Here is a 15,030-nt window from a genome sequence, read left to right on the forward strand (position 1 = left end):
GTCCCGGCGTGAGCCCATCGCGCTGACGTGTCCGACCGGGAGTGTCAGTCAGTGGATGACCGTGACGGTGACTCGGCCTTCGAAGCGGTCGATGTGCTCCAGGCCGGACTCGACCGTTCCCAGGGTGACGAGATTGTCGTCATGCCCGCCGTCAGCGTCGTAAAAGAAGCCGATGTTGCCCCAGGGAACGTAGTAGATGAGGCTGCCGTTGCCCGGCGCGCTGCCCGGTGATCCGTCCCTGGTGAGACGCTCAGGAAGGTAACTGATCTTCTCCCTGCCGGCGAAGTCTTCGAACGTCAGGGTGAGCGGCAGCCTCGAGACCAGATCCCGGCTCGTAGGACTGTCGTTCAGCCGAACGACCATCCCAGCATCTCCCGCGGAGAACCGCAGCCGAGTCTCAGCCATAGGTGTCCTCGTCATCGTGGGGGTGACCGTCGCCGCCGGGACTGCAGTCCGGGCGGGCGTCGGCGGCGCCGTAGTCTGCGCGATCGTTGGGGCATCCCGCGAGGTCGTACACGCCGCCAACGACATGAGCACGGCGGCTGTCACCGCGCGGAGAAATCTCTTCCTCATCGCGGTACCTCGTCAGCCAATGGCCGGCCGGCGTGAACGGGGACTGTGATCGTCATGGATGGTGTTGAGCCCTAATGGTCGGAGTTGACCGACCCAGACAATCGCTTCGCTCGGCGCTGGGGGAGTCTCTGACGAAAGGCGTACCACCAGTGCATCCTTCGCGGTCGCCACCACTCGAAATGAACCACGCCGAACGGACCCGAGCCCGTCCAGCGGCATCGCGACCAGCCTGCGCATCGCCGCCGACTCCAGTTGCGCGGGCTTGAGCAGCGGATTGGCCGCCGGCGTGGCGACGCTGGTCGCCTTGCCCAAGCAGCGAACGGCAGCAGACGCGGCGCGCCGCGGAGCGCGCTGTCGAGACGTTCTCGGCATGATGCCTCCTCGAAAGTTCGTCGCGATTGCGAGCAGCTCTGGTCCCTGGCGGGGTCGCGAAACGCTTCAGCGCCGATCGCCTCGCTGGTTCTCGACGCCGATCCGTGTCCCAAGCAGTCGCCGGAGTGTGACTCCTGTAGCTGATCTGGGACAGCGTGGATACGTTGATCGCGTGAACAGCGACGATCAGCCTCTGCTCAGCTCGGCGTTCGGCGCGGCTGCGGTCGCGTACGGCGAGCACCGTCCGGACTACGCGCGGGCCGCGGTGCAGTGGGCGCTCGAGCCGGCACCTGGTGCGCGGGTGCTCGACCTCGGCGCCGGCACCGGCAAGCTAACTGCAACGCTTGCCGCGCTCGGAGTCGAAGTCATAGCAGTCGAGCCCGACCTGGCAATGCTGGCCGAGCTGCGCCGCGAGCTGCCGGCTGTCCGCGCGCTGCCGGGTAGTGCCGAGGCGATACCGCTCCCGGACGGTTCCGTCGATGCTGTACTGGCGGGCAACGCGATGCACTGGTTCGACATGGGCGTCGCCGGGCCCGAAATCGCCAGGGTGCTGGCACCCGGCGGCGTACTTGCCGGTCTGTGGAACCTCATCGACGATCAGGTCGAATGGGTTGCCGGACTCGCCCGGGTCAGCGGGAGCGCGGTCGTCGGCCCCCGTGACACGCCCAGCAGTTGGCGCGCCGAGGTGGCGAACCTGCACCTTCCGAAGACGGGCGGTCCCGCCCTATTCGGTTCGCCGCAACAGGCGACGTTCCAGCATTGGCAGTTGCGCACCGCCGACTCCCTCGTCGCGACCCTCGCGACGCGTGCGGGACTACTGGTCATGCCGCAACAGGAACGCGAGGCCACGCTGGACCGGATCCGCGCGTACCTGGTGGGCGGACCGGAAACCGCCCGCGGCGAATTCACCCTCCCGATGCTGACCGGCACCTTGCGCCTGCGCCGGCTGTGAACCGGGAAGGTCCCGGACCATCAAACCGTTCCTATTCCGGGAGGAGCGCACCGAGCGGCTACTGGCCGCCGCGCGATGAATCGAGCAGGTGAGCGTTGGCGAGCCCGTAGAGGAAGTACGCCAGCCCCAACGGGTTCCCTTTGTCGAGCAGGGCAACGCGGGTTGTCCGAAGCGCCCTGCCCAGCCTGCTGCCGCCGAGTAGTGCATCGCGTGGACAGCTCGTTACCCGAAGGTGAAGGCGTTAGGCCTCGGCCCAGGCGCTTCGAATGTGACCTCGATGGTTCGTTCGTGGGCTTCGCCTTGCTGTCGGGTCAGTTGGTAGAGGCACCCTTCGTCGAGAATCCCGGCGGCGGGCACGTCGACTCCTGTGATACTCCACGACACTGGTGCCGGCGCCTGCTTCGAGACCGGCGACGGCGCGGGGCGGTTGGCCGCTCGATGCACGCCAACCGCCCCGCTGCGCTCGACGCGCAGCCGTCGGTACGAACCGTCACCCGCGCAGCTCGCCGAGGGCTGCTCCCGCTCGAACAGAATCTCTTCGACCAGGGATCAGGCGGCTTGGGCGAGTTCGATGATGTTGCCGCTGTTGTCGTTGATCATCGCGAGGCGTTGCCCGATCGGGGCGACTTCGAACGGCTCGGCGAGGATCTCGACGCCCTTGGCCTTGAGCCCGGCGACGGTGTGGTCGAGGTTGTCGACCCGGAGGCAGAGGTGGATGTAGCCGCCGCGACTGAGGTGGTCGGCGACATCGTCGGTCGGCTCGATCGGGCTGAGCCGGCCGCCGGCGATGACCTCGATCTCGAAGGAGCCGAGGGCGAGGTAGGCGAAGTTGGCGCCCGGCAGCGCATCGGGCAGCGTCCACTCCTGCTTGACCGTGAAGCCGAGCACCTCTGTGTAGAACTTGACGGTGCCGTCGTAGTCCGGGACTCGGACGGCGATGTGGTCGGCACGCAAAATGCCGAGTGTGTTCTGGGACATGGGTGTTCCTGTCAGGTGGCGGTTGAGTGTTGTCGGGGGAAGGGACCGCCGTCGGGCCCCTTCCCGCTGTTCGGGCAGGTCAGACCGGCTCGGGCGCCTGCGTCAGGCGGCGGAGGGTGAACGGCGCCGCGAGGATCTCGTCGAGACCTGTGCGACGTACTTGAAATGCGGTGTCTGGAAGTGGAACTCCAGCGCCGCCTCGTCGCGCCATTCCTCGAGGCAGATCATCGAGCCCGGCTTGACCGGATCGGCCAGCGGCCGGTAGCCCAGGCAACCGGCCTCTGCTTCCGAGGGGACGATCATCGCGACGAGCGCGTCGCGCAGTACGTCCTCCTGGCCAGGCTTGGCCTGGAACTCGGCCACGAGGACCAGCGTGTTGGCCATGCGTCGTGCTCCTTGCGTTGTCGAGGCCCGGTGGAGGTTCGGTGGCGGCTCAGGCCTCGACGCGGTTGCCCTTGATCAGCCAGGTCGGGCCCTCGACGTACGGCGTGATCGCGTCGAAGAACTCCTTGAAGTACGGGCCGCCGGCGTGCACCTCGAAGGCATCGAGGCTCTCGTAGCCCTCGTTGAGGTAGAACCGGTTGGGGTCGGTCTCGTCCTGGATCAGCTCGAAGCGCAGCGTCCCGGGCTCGTTGGCACCGGAATCGATACCGTCCTTGATGGCGGCGTCGATGAAGTCCTGGCGGTGCTCCGGCTGTACGTCGAAGTAGACGGCGATGTGGTACATGGGTTGCTCCTTGCAGCGGGGCTGGTTGGGGATCTGCCGTTCGGCTGTTCCGGTCGGCACACCAGAGTCAACCGCCGTGACAACACGAATTGGGGCCCGGAACAGGCCACGCTCTGCCTAGGAAAAGTTGACCTACCCAGCGCCGCGAGAAGCGGAGGACACTCGAGGCATGGACACCGCGTCGACTCTGGCCGACTTCCTCCGCGCCGCACGGGCCCGGCTCCGTCCCGGCGACGTAGGCCTCAGCGGGGCGGGCCTCAGTGCGCGGCGCGTCCCCGGTCTGCGCCGCGACGAGGTTGCCCAGCTTGCCGGCGTGAGTGTCGACTACTACACCCGGATGGAGCAGGGCCGCATCAAGCACGCCTCGGATGCCGTCGTGAGTGCGTTGTGCGATGCCCTGCGGCTGAGCCCGACGGAGCGCAGCTACCTGTTCTCCTTGTTCTCGCCGCCGACCGGGCGCACCGTGCAGGAGAAGCGGAGTACCAAGGTGCGCCCGATCCTGCGGCAGATGATGGAGCAGATGGACAACACCGCCGCGTTCGTCTTGGGCGTCGGCATGGAGGTCTTGGCGATGAACGAGCTGGCCAAAGCCCTCCTGCACGACTTCACGAAGGAGGCAGGTCTGGCGCGCAGCCTGGCGCGCTGGGCGTTCCTGGCGCCCGAGGCACGCGCCTTCTATCTCGAATGGGACGAGGTCGCGGCCGACATGAGTTCGATCCTGCGGCGCGACTCCAGCAGCCACCCGAACGACAGCAAGCTCAACGAGCTGATCGGCGAGCTGACCGTCAAGAGCGACGAGTTCCGCAAGTGGTGGCCGCAGCACACGGTCTATGAGTGCTCGTTCGGAAGCAAGCCACTGATGCATCCGTTGGTAGGGCGGCTGGAGATCGAGTACGAGACGTTCCCCATTCCCGGGCAACCCGACCAACAGCTGTTCCTCTACACCGCGAAGAAGGGCTCGCCATCAGCCGACGCCCTGAAGATCTTGGCCAGCTGGAAGTCCGAGGCCCCTGCCGCAGCCGCCCCATCAACCAAATCGGACTGAGCACGACGCACCGCGCAGACCCGCGTTCGCGCAGCCTTCAGCGGGCCCGCGGGTGACGGGTCTCCGGCCCAAGAGGGTCAGGTGGCCGGTACGACGACGTGCTTGACGTCGGCCACGTAGCGCTCGGCAGCCTCGTCGGGACTGCTGCCAGTCTGCCGATTCACCACGTACGCCGCGTACCAGTCCCACCAACCGTGGAGCGGCCCGACCGCGGTTCGACCGGACGATCACCGTGCACGCTCCCGACCACTAGGGCCGCGAGGCGATCCTGCGGGTGCACGCGCGGGAAGCCGCTGGCTGCGGATGTTGATCTGGCTGCGTTGTCGCGTGTGGTCACCACCGGCACTGTCGCCGAAGGCGCGACGCGCGAAACCGGCGCCGAGCGATCTGGAGACCGCGACCCGGATCGCCCGCGCAATGGTCGGCCGCTCGGGCATGTCCGCGGCGGTGGGTCCGGTCTCGGTGCTGCCGTCGGACGGGGATCCCCGGGCCGTCGCCTCAGACGCTCTTCTGAACACCGTCGACGTGGAGGTCCGCCGCCTGATCGACAAGTGCTACCAGGAAGCCGGGCGGCTCCTATGCGACAACCGTGATCGATTGGACGGGATCGCCGCGCAGCTACTCCTGCACGAGACCCTCGACGAGGCGGATGCCTACGCGGCGGCCGCCGTCCCACGTGAGGCGAGAACCTGACGCGGCCGCCGTACGCATTGCGCGTCCGCGAGTTCCGGTCGTGGGGCCGTGATGATAGGCAGCGAGCACGTCGTTCTGCACTGGCGTTAGAGAGCTGTGAGAAGCCCGCAACTGCGAATGCCAGCGGCCTACTGTGAATCGATGCAGCTCGCAACGGTGTTGGTTTTGATCGCGCTCGCGCTGGCGGTCGTGGGGATCGTCGCGGCCCTCCGCCAACGTGCCGTCGTGGCGAGCGTCCTGATCGTCGGCGGCTTGGTTCTCGGGCTGACCAGCGGCGCCTCGCTCGACTGAGCTGCTGATCCGCCATGCTGTTGCGCTATCGGGCGCCAGCGGGAATGGGTTCTGGCCAGGTGGTGCTTAGGTCGGCGGCGAAGGTGGAGAAGGCGGTGGCGAGGAGCCGAGGGTGCTCGCCGAAGGACCTTGCGTGGGCCTCGGAGAGCGGGATCTCGGCCGGTGCGACCGCCCAACCGGCCCCGGCGATCGCCTCCCGCAGCACCTGGGAGCCGGCCCCGACCTGGTTCAGCAGAACCAAGGATCGATGGTCGCGCGGCGCGTACTTCGAGAGGAGCGGTCTGACTGTTCCGAGTTCAACCAGCGACGGGCACGAGCGTGACGACCACGTCTGTCGACGCCCTGAGGATTGGCGCGGACCGCTCTGGGAAGCCGGCCGTCCGGGCGGTGTCCACGACGATCGCGTAGTACTCGTCGCGCGCAATGGCATCCCACTGACCAGGGTCGGCATGCACACCTCCACGAGCCAGAACAGGGACGTCCCAGCCAGAGATACGTTGCCAGCTCACCGCGTTCTGGTCCGGTGTCGTCTCAGCGAGTAGCACCCGCAGTCCCGTCTGGCGTAACGCCTCGGCGCAGCCAACCGCACACGTGGTTCCCGCCCTCACGGACGAAGGTCACAACACTCGTCATTCGGCCAAGGCTAGAGCACACTCCGGAGTTGCACTGTCACTGAACGTGCGCAACGCTGGTTGTCGAGGGTCGCCTGCTGTCTGGAGCTGGTTGGGGCCGACCAGCGGGCGTGTTCCACGGCCCAGGCCAGAGCGTCGTCGGCGACGTCCTCCCATCCCTTCTGCGCGGGCGACAGGTGCGGCATGCCGTCGTACTCCTTGATCTCGGTGATGGTCTTCGCCGACTTGTAGTGCTTGGCGTTGGACCGCTGGATGCTCGGCGGCATGAGGGTGGTCCTCGGCGCCGCAGACGAACAGCAGCGGCGGCCGGTCGTCGTTGTGGTAGTCGATGTGGACGTCCTGCGGGCCGGGCTGGAAGCTCGCCAGCACGCTGTTCCAGAATTGCGAACGTGTACTTCCACTGCTCGGGCGTCAGGGCGACGGCCTTGTGGTGGTTCGCAACCGGGAACGATGACTTGATCTGGGGCAACGGAGTGACGCGCACGCCCTCGGTCCACTCGGAGTTGATCGCCACGCCCGCGGCGCCGTACCCGCGGTCCAGCGGCGTCGGGTCGGCGTTGAGCGCGTCGCAGGGCCGAGTGCGGCCACCGGCCGATGACACCGTGCGAGCGATCACCGGTCGGTGACGGTGTTCCGGTACCCGTCGCGGGCTTTGACACACCAGGGCAGGCTGAAAGGCGTCGTCCGAGGTAGCGGGCGGGCTCACAGTTGCGACTGGGAGCGGCGCAGGGTCTCCGGGTCGATCTCCTGGATCTGGATGGTGACGCCGTCAGGGTCGGTGACGCGGATACTGCGGCCGAAGTCCTCGTCGACGAGGATGTGCTCGTAGCCGCGGTCGGTGAGCCGGGCGGCGACGTCTTCGAGTTTCTCGTCGGTGGCGAAGCCGAGTTCGACCGTGCCGATCGGCTTGCCCTTCGACACGGCCGCGTCGTGGATGCCGACGGCGCCGGCGGCGACATCGAGGTGCGCCCAGACCGGGACGCTCACGTCGGCGCGGTACCTCAGGCCGAGGCCCTCGTAGAACCGGCGGGAGGTCTCCACGTCGGCGACGTAGCGGATGGGCAGAACCGTGAGCATGAGCATCTCCTGATCAGGTGGGATCGTCCGGACCAGCCGGGGACCCGGGTGGCCGGGTCGCGCACTCAACCTGCCGCGTACGTCGAAGGTTGTCGCTCACCGACGGACTACTTGGTGGATGCTGTCGCTAGAGTCGGTGGATATGGGGGAATCAGTCAGCCTCGACGAAGACGACCGGCGTGTGTTGCACGCGCTGCAGCTCGACGGGAGGGCATCGTTCGCGCGGATCGCGGCGGTGCTCGGGATGTCCGAGCGTGCGGTCTCGCGTCGCTACCACCGGCTGCGTTCTCGCCTGGCGTTGCGAGTGGTCGGCATCAGCCGCCGCGACCCGCGCGATCAGGAGGAGTGGTTCCTCCGGATGACGGCGCCCAGTACGTCGATCGACGGGGTCGCTCGGGCGCTCGCGGATCGCGACGACACCTCCTGGATCGCCTCGCTGGCGGGCGATGGCGGTCTGAGTTGCATCCTCCGGACGCTGACGTCGACCGGTGACGGCGCTGGCGCGGTCGAGCAGTTTCGCCGCAGTACCGGCATCGCGACCGTGACCGCCCAACGGCTGCTTGCGCCGATCGCAGGCATCGGGGGATGGCCCGGCCGGCTCGAAGCGTTGACCGTGGACGAACGCGAGGCCCTCACCCCGGATCGCCACACCTCCCCGTCACACGTCGGTGTACCGGGAGCCGCCGACGCGCGTCTCCTGAGGCTCCTCACCGCCGATGGCCGCTTGAGTGTCACCAGCCTGGCCCGTGAGTCGGGCATGCCCGAATCGACAGTTCGCCGCCGCATCACCGAGTTCACCGGTAGCGGGATGCTGATGTTCGAGATCGAGGTCGACCCCAAGCTCTACGGACGACAGGTCGACGTGATCTGTTGGATGGAGGTGCGACCAGCGTCGCTCGGCGATGTCGCTGGCATCCTCGGCTCTCACTCCGAGGTCGCGTTCGCGTCGACTACCACGGGTACGACGAGCATCCTCGCGTTCCTCGAACTCGCTGACGCCGACGACCTGCATCGGTACCTCACCGAACGCATCGGTGCCCTCCCGGGTGTGCACCGGGTCCAGACCGAGGTTGTCGCGCGGTGGATCAAGCGGGCCGGCCCAGTCGTCGTTCCTGGTGCCTGGTCTCGACGTACCGGCCGTTCCGCAGCGACGCCGACTTGACCGGTCCTTCCTTCGCGTTTGCCTTTGAGCGCGCTCGAATCCTTAGCGTCAGGTCCATGACGCAAACCAAGACATGGATCATCACGGGCGCGAGCGCAGGCCTCGGACTGGCGCTGGCCGAAGCGGCACTGCGGGCAGGCGAGCAGGTGGTCGGGACGGCGCGACGAGCCGGCCGGTTCGATGCGCTCAAGGATCAATATGGGGATCGACTGCTGGTGGTCGAGCACGACGTACGGGACAGGTCAGGGGCCGCGGCGGTGGTGGAGCGCGCCCTGGACGTGTTCGGGCGAGTCGACGTGCTGGTCAACAACGCCGGCGCCGGTCAGGTCGGAGCCGCCGAGGAGGTGACGGACCGCGAACTCCAGGACATGCTCGAGCAGCACGTGCTTGGCCCCGCGGCCTACGTGCGAGCGGTCCTTCCGCAGATGCGCGAGCGCCGATCGGGTGCGATTGTGCAGATGAGCAGTCAGGGAGGACGGATGTCGTTCCCTGCGGTCGGCAGCTACTCGGCCGGCAAGTTCGCGCTCGAAGGTTGGTCTGAGGCTCTCGCGGGCGAGGTCGCGCCGTTCGGCATCCGAGTGCTGATCGTGGAACCCAGTCGTTTCCGCACCGAGTTCAACGCGTCCGGGGTGATCAACAAGGCGGGTCAGAACGCGACGTACGACGACGTAATCGGTGCCGTCCGCGACAACATGGCCGAGGCGGACGGCATCCAGGAAGGCGACCCCGCACGTGCCGCCGGCGTGATCCGCGACATGCTCGGCACCGCGGACGGGCCGCTACGGTTGCCGCTCGGCGCCGAAGCCGTCCGCAATCTCACCCGCGTCTACCAGCGCGCGCTCGACGACGTCCAGAGGTGGGCCGAGGTGAGTGAGTCGGCTGACTTCCCGGGCCTACCCCCAGCCGTACGCGCGTTCTAGCCGGTCGGTGTCAGGCGGTCGTTCAGCTTGTGCTTCGCGCTGCGTTCCACGAAGAGTGGCACGAAGTCGCGGATGGGCGCGTCGTCGAACTCGGGCCGTGCAGCCGACACGGTGTTGGCGATGTCGGCGGGCGGGACCTGGGGGAACCGTTGGGCCAGGCGTTCCACGATCTCGGAAATGGCGCGTTCTTCCTCGGACCTGTCCATGCTGCGAGGGTTACTCGCAAGGCAGCGGTCAGGCAAACGCTGGAGCCCGATGTTCGATATCCGCGCGAGCTCGAGGATCTGGCATAGGGCGGAACCGTCTGATAACGAAGTTGCGTTTTCAATGACTTAGTTCTTGCCCTGCGTGTCTCTGCTGCGGTAGTCAGGCCTCGACGCAGGAGGGAGTCCCCATGGATGTCGGGAGCAACGAAGTCACGGCCGCGCTGCAGAACGCGTACTCCGGACTGCTGCGGGCCGTCGAACTGGAGCGGCGCCGCCCGGACGACCACCTCGACATGCAGGTGGTGGTGTCCGACGTCCATGAGGTCCGCACACTCATGTCCGCCCTGGCGCAGATGATGCGGTCGTTCGACCTGAACCGCTACGGCGGCAGGGCGAAATGGGGCCCTGGTGGAGAGCCCGACAATCCTCTCGAACTCACCCCGCAACAGTTCGTCGAAGCAGCGGACGCCGACCTCGTCGCCGCCTATGAGCACTTGCAGCGGGCCGCCGACAGCCTGACCGCCGTCCGCCGCCGCCTGGCAGTCCTAAGCTGACCAGCCGGCGGCGGTAGGCCGAAGGCATCCGGGTTCACCTCTGCTGTCAGGCGGAGCCGGAGCCGACCATGACGGCTGGGCCGCGGGCGAGGTGTAGGACGTTGTATGACGTGGCGTCGCCGAGGGACCGGTGGCGGTCGGGGCCCAGCACGGTCAGAGCGGCGGCCGCTGAGGCCGCGAGGATGGCGCCGTCGACCGGTCCGCGGGTTAGGTCCCATCGGACGTCGACGTCCGGGTAGGCCATCCTCCAGATGCGCACCGCATCGTCGATCGCGTCGAGTCGGCTCGAGGTCGTCGCATGCACGATCGTCAGCCCCGTCCCACGTCGCCGGGCTGCGCGAAAGGCGAATCCCAGGGCGGCAGGTGGGCCACCGGAGACGTTCACGCCCACGACCACCCGGCCGGTCGACGGCCCGACGGCGCCCGGCGAGGACAACCCGATCAACGCGAGTGATGCCGACGTACGACGAACCAGCCGTCGGGCCAGTGCCCGTTCGAGCCGACCGGACCTGCGGGCATGGTTGAGTACGACGAGGGACCGCTCGCTACGACGCGCTTCGTTCAGCAGCGCTGTGACCTGCCTCCCAGGGAAGATCCGGGTGGTGATCCGCAACGCGGGCGCGATTCGGCGGGCGCGCCGTACGGCTGCGTCTACGTGCATCTCGGCGGCTTCGCGAGCTCCCAGATCGATCGTCGTGTCACCCAGCGGGTCAAGCAGTCGCGGCCACCGCAACGCGTACACGATGCGCAGTTCCGATCTCCGTGCGTCCGCCTCGGCCGCGGCCCACTCCAGCGCCTCGACACCGGTGCCACGCTCGTCGACCAGAACGATCACCGGCCCGTTGTCGGGTCCCTGCTCCGACGAGTTCCGGCTGACAACTGCCTGCGATGGCGCTCCGCGAGGTCCACGAAACAGCTTCATTGAATGCCTCCTCTGTGATGCCACCACCGTCCCGCGGCGGCCGCCCACTCACACCAGGGACAACCACGGGTCCGCCACGTGCCCGGTCCCACTGGTCCCGTCGTCACCCACGTGGAGGACGAGGACGGCTGCGCGAGCGAGTTGTGTCACGTGACCGCGACTGCGGAGGATCCGCACCGGAACGTCGGTCAGCAGGTTCAGCATCGCGACGCCGACCCGGAAACGATCCGGCGGTGGCCCGGTCGTCAGGCCGAACGCCGTACCGAGCGCGTCGTACCGAGCGTGCGGTCAGGCGGCGACGTCGCCGGCCAGCAGCTCTTCCAGGCCGGCGAGCTCGCCGGCCCGGGCCGCGGCGATGAACGCGTGCAGGAAGGGTTCGTGGGGAGCCGGGTTCGCCACCGTCCGGCTGCCGGCGACCAGATGGACGCGGGCCCGGCTGACCAGCTGCCGGGCGTTGGCCACTCCAACCTGCAGACACTCCGAGATCTGCCGGTACGGATAGCCGAACGCCTCCCGCAGTACGTACGCCGCTCGCTCGCTCGGCGTCAGCCTCGTCATGATCAGCTTCACCGCCTGCTCCACCGCCTCCCGGCGCTCGGACCCGGTCGCCGGATCGTCGCTCGTGTTGGCGGCCTCCGGTACGGCGTCCAGTAGGGTTTCGCGACGCTTCCAGGCGGACTGACGCACGTTGATGGCGAGTCGCGTGGTCATCGTGGCCAGGAGTGCCGGTGGGTTCTCGACGACCGTGCGGTCCGTCTTCTGCCAGCGCAGCCAGGTCTCCTGGACGACGTCCTCGGCCTCGGCGCTGCTGCCGAGGATCCGGCACGCGATCGCCATCAGCCGGGGTCGCACGTCGGCGAAGATCGCCAATGCCTCGTCGAGGTCTCCGATGCCATGGTTCCGTTGTTCCTGCGCCACTCCCACGTTCACGCTTCCGCCTCTGTCCGCTCGGGCAAAACTTTCTTGCCTTCACGTTCCGCCGCGCGGCGCGTGGTCGCGCCACGGCCGACCCGTGGGCTCGACCGTGGTCGGCCAGGCCCCGTGATCGGCAGCAGCCACGGGATACCGTCGAGTGCTCCCGGCGCTACCGGCGGTCACCGTGCTGGGTCGGCCATGCACGGGGTCGGCGGAGCATCTATTCGTGCGGGTGGGGGAGGCGGTCGAGGGCGTCGCGGAGGGCGGCTCGGGTGGTGATGCCGAGTTTGGGGAAGATCTGGTAGAGGTGCGTGGAGACGGTGCGCGGGGAGAGGACCAGGCGCTCCGCGATCTGCTTGTTGGTGAGGCCGGCTGCCGCGAGCTCCGCGATCTGGCGTTGTTGGGTGGTCAGCTTGGCGTCGCCGGGGGAGTCGTGCGGGATGCCGGTGGCGCGGAGCTCGTTCTCGGTGCGGGTGGTCCAGGGGCGTGCGTTCAGGCGCTGGAAGGTTGCCGAGGCGGCAGTGAGGTGATGGCGGGCTCGGCTGGTGTTCTTGGTGCGGCGGAGATATGCGCCATAGGTCAATTGGATTCGGGCGAGGTCGAACGGCCAGCGGTCGTTGGTGGGGGAGGCGATCGCCTCTTCCAGACGGTCGTCGTCGACATCGGTCTCGGTGATGGCTGCGGTCGTGAGGACGACCAGACGGAGGCGGTCCGACAGCGTCTCGAGGCTGATCGCCTGGGCAGCCTTGACGTGGGCGACAGCCTCGGCGTGGCGTCCGGTGAGCATGGCCGCCTCGACGAGGTCGAGGAAGACCCAGAGCGCGTGCGGGCAGTACGGCGCGATGGTGCCGGCCGGACTGATCAGCGAGGCCTGGGTGAACGCGGCCTCGAAGTCGCTCCGGCCAAGGGCGGCCAGCGTCTGGATGTGGGCGGCGTACAGCTGCATTGTGCGTGCCCGCCGTGGCCCGGCCCAGGCGTTCATCTGCTGGGCGATCGTCGCTGGTGTGGCGGTGTCGCCGCGGGCTGCGGCGAGCAGGCCGGTGATGAGTAGACCCGGCCAGCTGAGCAGCTTGTAGCCGTGCTTGTCGCACAGCTGGAGTCCTTCGTGGACAAGGTGCTGCGCTTGGTCCCACTGGCCGGTGTGGAACGAGTCCTGGCCAAGGAGGAAGAGCGCTTCGATCGCCGAAGTGATCGCGCCGCCTTCGCGGCCGTGTTGCACGGCGCGGTAGAGCGCGTCGCGGCAGTCGGCGAGGCGGTCCAGGTACGCCGCGGCGATTCCGGTCCGGATGATGCGAGCCGGACTGACCTGATCGGTCAGTCCGGCGATCGATGCATCGAGCTGTGCCAGTGCCTGCTGGGATGCCCGTGCGGGATCGCTGAAGGTTCTGCTGAGGATTCCGAGTAGCTCGGGGACACGCGGCTTGAGCCGGGCGATCGCGGCATCGTACGGCGGCCACAGCGCTGGCCGTCCGCCGAAGAAGCAGATCATCAGCAAGGTGTAGAGGGCCTCGATCAGGACCTTGTTGTGTGCATCGCCGGGGTCGTCGAGATCGTTGACTGCGTCGACCAGGAGCCGGTGTGCCGTGTCGATGTCGCCGTCACTATGCAGCAGTTGGTAGGCGCCGGCGACCGCGAGGGACAGTGGTCCGCCGGCTCCTTCGTGGGACTGCCGAGCCGCGTCCAGGAGCCGCGGTGCGTCGCGAAGATCGCCGGTGACGATCGAGCCGAGGTATGCGGCCTCGGCGAGGCGCCCGCTGCGGGCGCTTCCTGTCGGGCTCAATTCGGCAGCACGGAGCAGTTGCGTGACGGCGCCGACAGAGTCGCCGCGCCGCAGGTTGGCGTGTGCGACACCTTGCAGGAGCGCCGCAACCTCCTCGTCGGGTTCCGTCGTGGCTTCGGCGAGGTGCCAGACACGTCGTTCAGGCTGGTCTGCGAGATGCTGCGCCAGTACGGCGTGCGCCTCGCGGCGCTGGCTGCTCGTGGAGAGGTCGACGATTGCCGACCGCATCAGCGGGTGCCGGAAGACCAGACGTTCGGTGCTGTTGTCGACTCGGATCACGTTTGCTCGCTCGGCCGGAGCGAGCGCGTCCCTGTTTCGGCTGGCGGCGATCCGCCGGATCAGCCGAAGGTCGCCGGTACCTTCGAGTGCGGCCAGCAACAGAACGCCGTACGTCGAGTCGGGCAGTCCCTTGATCCGGGAGGTGAAGGCGGACTGAAGCCGTCGGCCGAGTGGCAGCACCGCCGGCACCGAACCTGCGACGCCATCGAGATGGTCGCCCAGTGCGACCGGCAACTCCAGCAGCGCAAGCGGGTTGCCTTGGGCGTCGGCGAGCAACCGCCGACGTACCCGTGGGGCCAGAGCGGGGTAGCGGGTCGAGAGGAGCTCGGCGGCCGCCTCGTCGGGAAGCGGCTGAATGTGCTCGATCGCGAGGTCACTGTGGTCGAAGAAGCTCGACTCACCCGTGCGCGCGGCACCGAGAAGTGCTGAGCGTGTGCCTACGAGTCGACGCGCCACCATGCCGAGCACGAGACCGCTGGCCCGGTCGAGCCACGGTACGTCGTCGACGACCATCAACACCGGCCGTTCCTTGGCCAACCGCTGCAGGAGTGCAAGCACGGCTCCAGCAACCATGAGTGGGGCCGGCGGTGGGCCGTCTGCGAGTCCTAGCGCAACCTTCAACGTGCCGGCATTGCGCGGGCTCAGACTGTCGAACTCGTCCAGACACGTTTGCAGGAGCTGGTGCAGAGACGCGTAGGTGATGTCGGCTTCGAACTGGACCCCTGCTGCACGCAAGATCCGTACGTCGTCCGCCAGAGCCTGACCAACCGCCGCCTCGACAAGGGCGCTCTTGCCCACGCCGGCATCACCTGACAGCAACAGCGCGCCGCCGTGCTCGCCAACGCCAGCGACGAATCTGCTCAGCTGTTCGAGCTCAACCGCTCGGCCGACAAGTCCACCCCACGCCTCCACCCAACCCCCTCACAAGCGGTACGGCGGCGGCCCCGGGAAC

20 protein-coding genes are annotated in these 15,030 nt (G+C 68.0%); 7 read left to right on the forward strand and 13 right to left on the reverse strand.

Features of this window, described 5'->3' with window-relative positions; translation table 11 throughout:
• Positions 1-48: 48 nt before the first annotated feature.
• Together AB0H36_RS05870 and AB0H36_RS05875 are read right to left on the reverse strand one after the other, a co-directional pair.
• Positions 49-573 (reverse strand): cyclophilin-like fold protein, encoded by a 525-nt coding sequence (locus tag AB0H36_RS05870; protein ID WP_360517174.1) that lies wholly within the window; start codon positions 571-573, stop codon positions 49-51.
• A 12-nt stretch (positions 574-585) separates the two neighbouring features.
• Positions 586-885, reverse strand: a complete 300-nt coding sequence (locus AB0H36_RS05875) for a hypothetical protein (RefSeq protein WP_360517177.1) — start codon at positions 883-885, stop codon at positions 586-588.
• Positions 886-1,117: 232 nt separating this feature from the next.
• On the opposite strand from AB0H36_RS05875, the gene AB0H36_RS05880 reads away from it, so the two are divergent.
• Positions 1,118-1,897, forward strand: a complete 780-nt coding sequence (locus AB0H36_RS05880) for a class I SAM-dependent methyltransferase (RefSeq protein ID WP_360517180.1) — start codon at positions 1,118-1,120, stop codon at positions 1,895-1,897.
• 549 nt (positions 1,898-2,446) lie between these two features.
• Here AB0H36_RS05880 and AB0H36_RS05885 read toward each other — a convergent pair.
• The 3 genes from AB0H36_RS05885 to AB0H36_RS05895 form a co-directional block, all read right to left on the reverse strand.
• Positions 2,447-2,875, reverse strand: a complete 429-nt coding sequence (locus AB0H36_RS05885; protein ID WP_360517183.1) for a VOC family protein — start codon at positions 2,873-2,875, stop codon at positions 2,447-2,449.
• 102 nt (positions 2,876-2,977) lie between these two features.
• Positions 2,978-3,259, reverse strand: a complete 282-nt coding sequence (locus AB0H36_RS05890; RefSeq protein WP_360517186.1) for a putative quinol monooxygenase — start codon at positions 3,257-3,259, stop codon at positions 2,978-2,980.
• Positions 3,260-3,308: 49 nt separating this feature from the next.
• The gene (locus AB0H36_RS05895; protein WP_360517189.1) at positions 3,309-3,602 is read right to left on the reverse strand and encodes a putative quinol monooxygenase; all 294 of its coding nucleotides are present in this window, start codon (positions 3,600-3,602) and stop codon (positions 3,309-3,311) included.
• Between the two features lie 169 nt (positions 3,603-3,771).
• On the opposite strand from AB0H36_RS05895, the gene AB0H36_RS05900 reads away from it, so the two are divergent.
• The 3 genes from AB0H36_RS05900 to AB0H36_RS05910 all read left to right on the forward strand — a co-directional run bounded on the left by AB0H36_RS05900 (position 3,772) and on the right by AB0H36_RS05910 (position 5,631).
• Complete coding sequence (locus AB0H36_RS05900) at positions 3,772-4,647, forward strand: helix-turn-helix transcriptional regulator (RefSeq protein ID WP_360517192.1); 876 nt, start codon at positions 3,772-3,774, stop codon at positions 4,645-4,647.
• Between the two features lie 327 nt (positions 4,648-4,974).
• Complete coding sequence (locus tag AB0H36_RS05905) at positions 4,975-5,340, forward strand: hypothetical protein (RefSeq protein WP_360517195.1); 366 nt, start codon at positions 4,975-4,977, stop codon at positions 5,338-5,340.
• A 141-nt stretch (positions 5,341-5,481) separates the two neighbouring features.
• Positions 5,482-5,631, forward strand: coding sequence for a hypothetical protein (locus tag AB0H36_RS05910; RefSeq protein WP_360517198.1), 150 nt, complete (start codon positions 5,482-5,484; stop codon positions 5,629-5,631).
• Positions 5,632-5,656: 25 nt separating this feature from the next.
• Here AB0H36_RS05910 and AB0H36_RS05915 read toward each other — a convergent pair whose 3' ends face one another.
• The 3 genes from AB0H36_RS05915 to AB0H36_RS05925 form a co-directional block, all read right to left on the reverse strand.
• Positions 5,657-5,872, reverse strand: a complete 216-nt coding sequence (locus tag AB0H36_RS05915; RefSeq protein WP_360517201.1) for a hypothetical protein — start codon at positions 5,870-5,872, stop codon at positions 5,657-5,659.
• Between the two features lie 402 nt (positions 5,873-6,274).
• Positions 6,275-6,529 (reverse strand): hypothetical protein, encoded by a 255-nt coding sequence (locus AB0H36_RS05920; RefSeq protein WP_360517204.1) that lies wholly within the window; start codon positions 6,527-6,529, stop codon positions 6,275-6,277.
• A 436-nt stretch (positions 6,530-6,965) separates the two neighbouring features.
• Positions 6,966-7,340 carry a VOC family protein gene (locus tag AB0H36_RS05925; protein ID WP_360517207.1) on the reverse strand — a complete coding sequence of 125 codons (375 nt, stop codon included), beginning with the start codon at positions 7,338-7,340 and terminating at the stop codon, positions 6,966-6,968.
• Between the two features lie 142 nt (positions 7,341-7,482).
• Between AB0H36_RS05925 and AB0H36_RS05930 the strand changes: the two genes are divergently transcribed.
• Together AB0H36_RS05930 and AB0H36_RS05935 are read left to right on the forward strand one after the other, a co-directional pair.
• On the forward strand, positions 7,483-8,502 hold the full coding sequence (locus AB0H36_RS05930) for an AsnC family transcriptional regulator (protein ID WP_360517210.1): 1,020 nt from the start codon (positions 7,483-7,485) through the stop codon (positions 8,500-8,502).
• A 56-nt stretch (positions 8,503-8,558) separates the two neighbouring features.
• Positions 8,559-9,422, forward strand: coding sequence for an SDR family NAD(P)-dependent oxidoreductase (locus AB0H36_RS05935; protein ID WP_360517213.1), 864 nt, complete (start codon positions 8,559-8,561; stop codon positions 9,420-9,422).
• Here the strand turns inward: AB0H36_RS05935 and AB0H36_RS05940 are convergent.
• Positions 9,419-9,628, reverse strand: a complete 210-nt coding sequence (locus tag AB0H36_RS05940; protein ID WP_360517216.1) for a three-helix bundle dimerization domain-containing protein — start codon at positions 9,626-9,628, stop codon at positions 9,419-9,421. The genes AB0H36_RS05935 and AB0H36_RS05940 overlap by 4 nt on opposite strands.
• 188 nt (positions 9,629-9,816) lie before the next feature.
• Here AB0H36_RS05940 and AB0H36_RS05945 point away from each other — a divergent pair, with 188 nt between their 5' ends.
• On the forward strand, positions 9,817-10,182 hold the full coding sequence (locus AB0H36_RS05945) for a hypothetical protein (protein ID WP_360517219.1): 366 nt from the start codon (positions 9,817-9,819) through the stop codon (positions 10,180-10,182).
• Between the two features lie 46 nt (positions 10,183-10,228).
• Here the strand turns inward: AB0H36_RS05945 and AB0H36_RS05950 are convergent, their stop codons facing one another.
• The 4 genes from AB0H36_RS05950 to AB0H36_RS05965 form a co-directional block, all read right to left on the reverse strand.
• A complete protein-coding gene (locus AB0H36_RS05950) occupies positions 10,229-11,104 on the reverse strand; it encodes a universal stress protein (protein WP_360517222.1) in 876 nt (291 codons plus the stop codon).
• Positions 11,105-11,152: 48 nt separating this feature from the next.
• On the reverse strand, positions 11,153-11,308 hold the full coding sequence (locus AB0H36_RS05955) for a hypothetical protein (RefSeq protein WP_360517225.1): 156 nt from the start codon (positions 11,306-11,308) through the stop codon (positions 11,153-11,155).
• A gap of 84 nt (positions 11,309-11,392) precedes the next feature.
• Positions 11,393-12,034 carry a sigma-70 family RNA polymerase sigma factor gene (locus AB0H36_RS05960; RefSeq protein ID WP_360517228.1) on the reverse strand — a complete coding sequence of 214 codons (642 nt, stop codon included), beginning with the start codon at positions 12,032-12,034 and terminating at the stop codon, positions 11,393-11,395.
• A gap of 205 nt (positions 12,035-12,239) precedes the next feature.
• Positions 12,240-14,990 carry an AAA family ATPase gene (locus AB0H36_RS05965; protein WP_360517231.1) on the reverse strand — a complete coding sequence of 917 codons (2,751 nt, stop codon included), beginning with the start codon at positions 14,988-14,990 and terminating at the stop codon, positions 12,240-12,242.
• Positions 14,991-15,030: the final 40 nt, after the last annotated feature.

This window comes from Kribbella sp. NPDC050820, from assembly GCF_040653975.1.
Lineage (GTDB): Bacteria > Actinomycetota > Actinomycetes > Propionibacteriales > Kribbellaceae > Kribbella.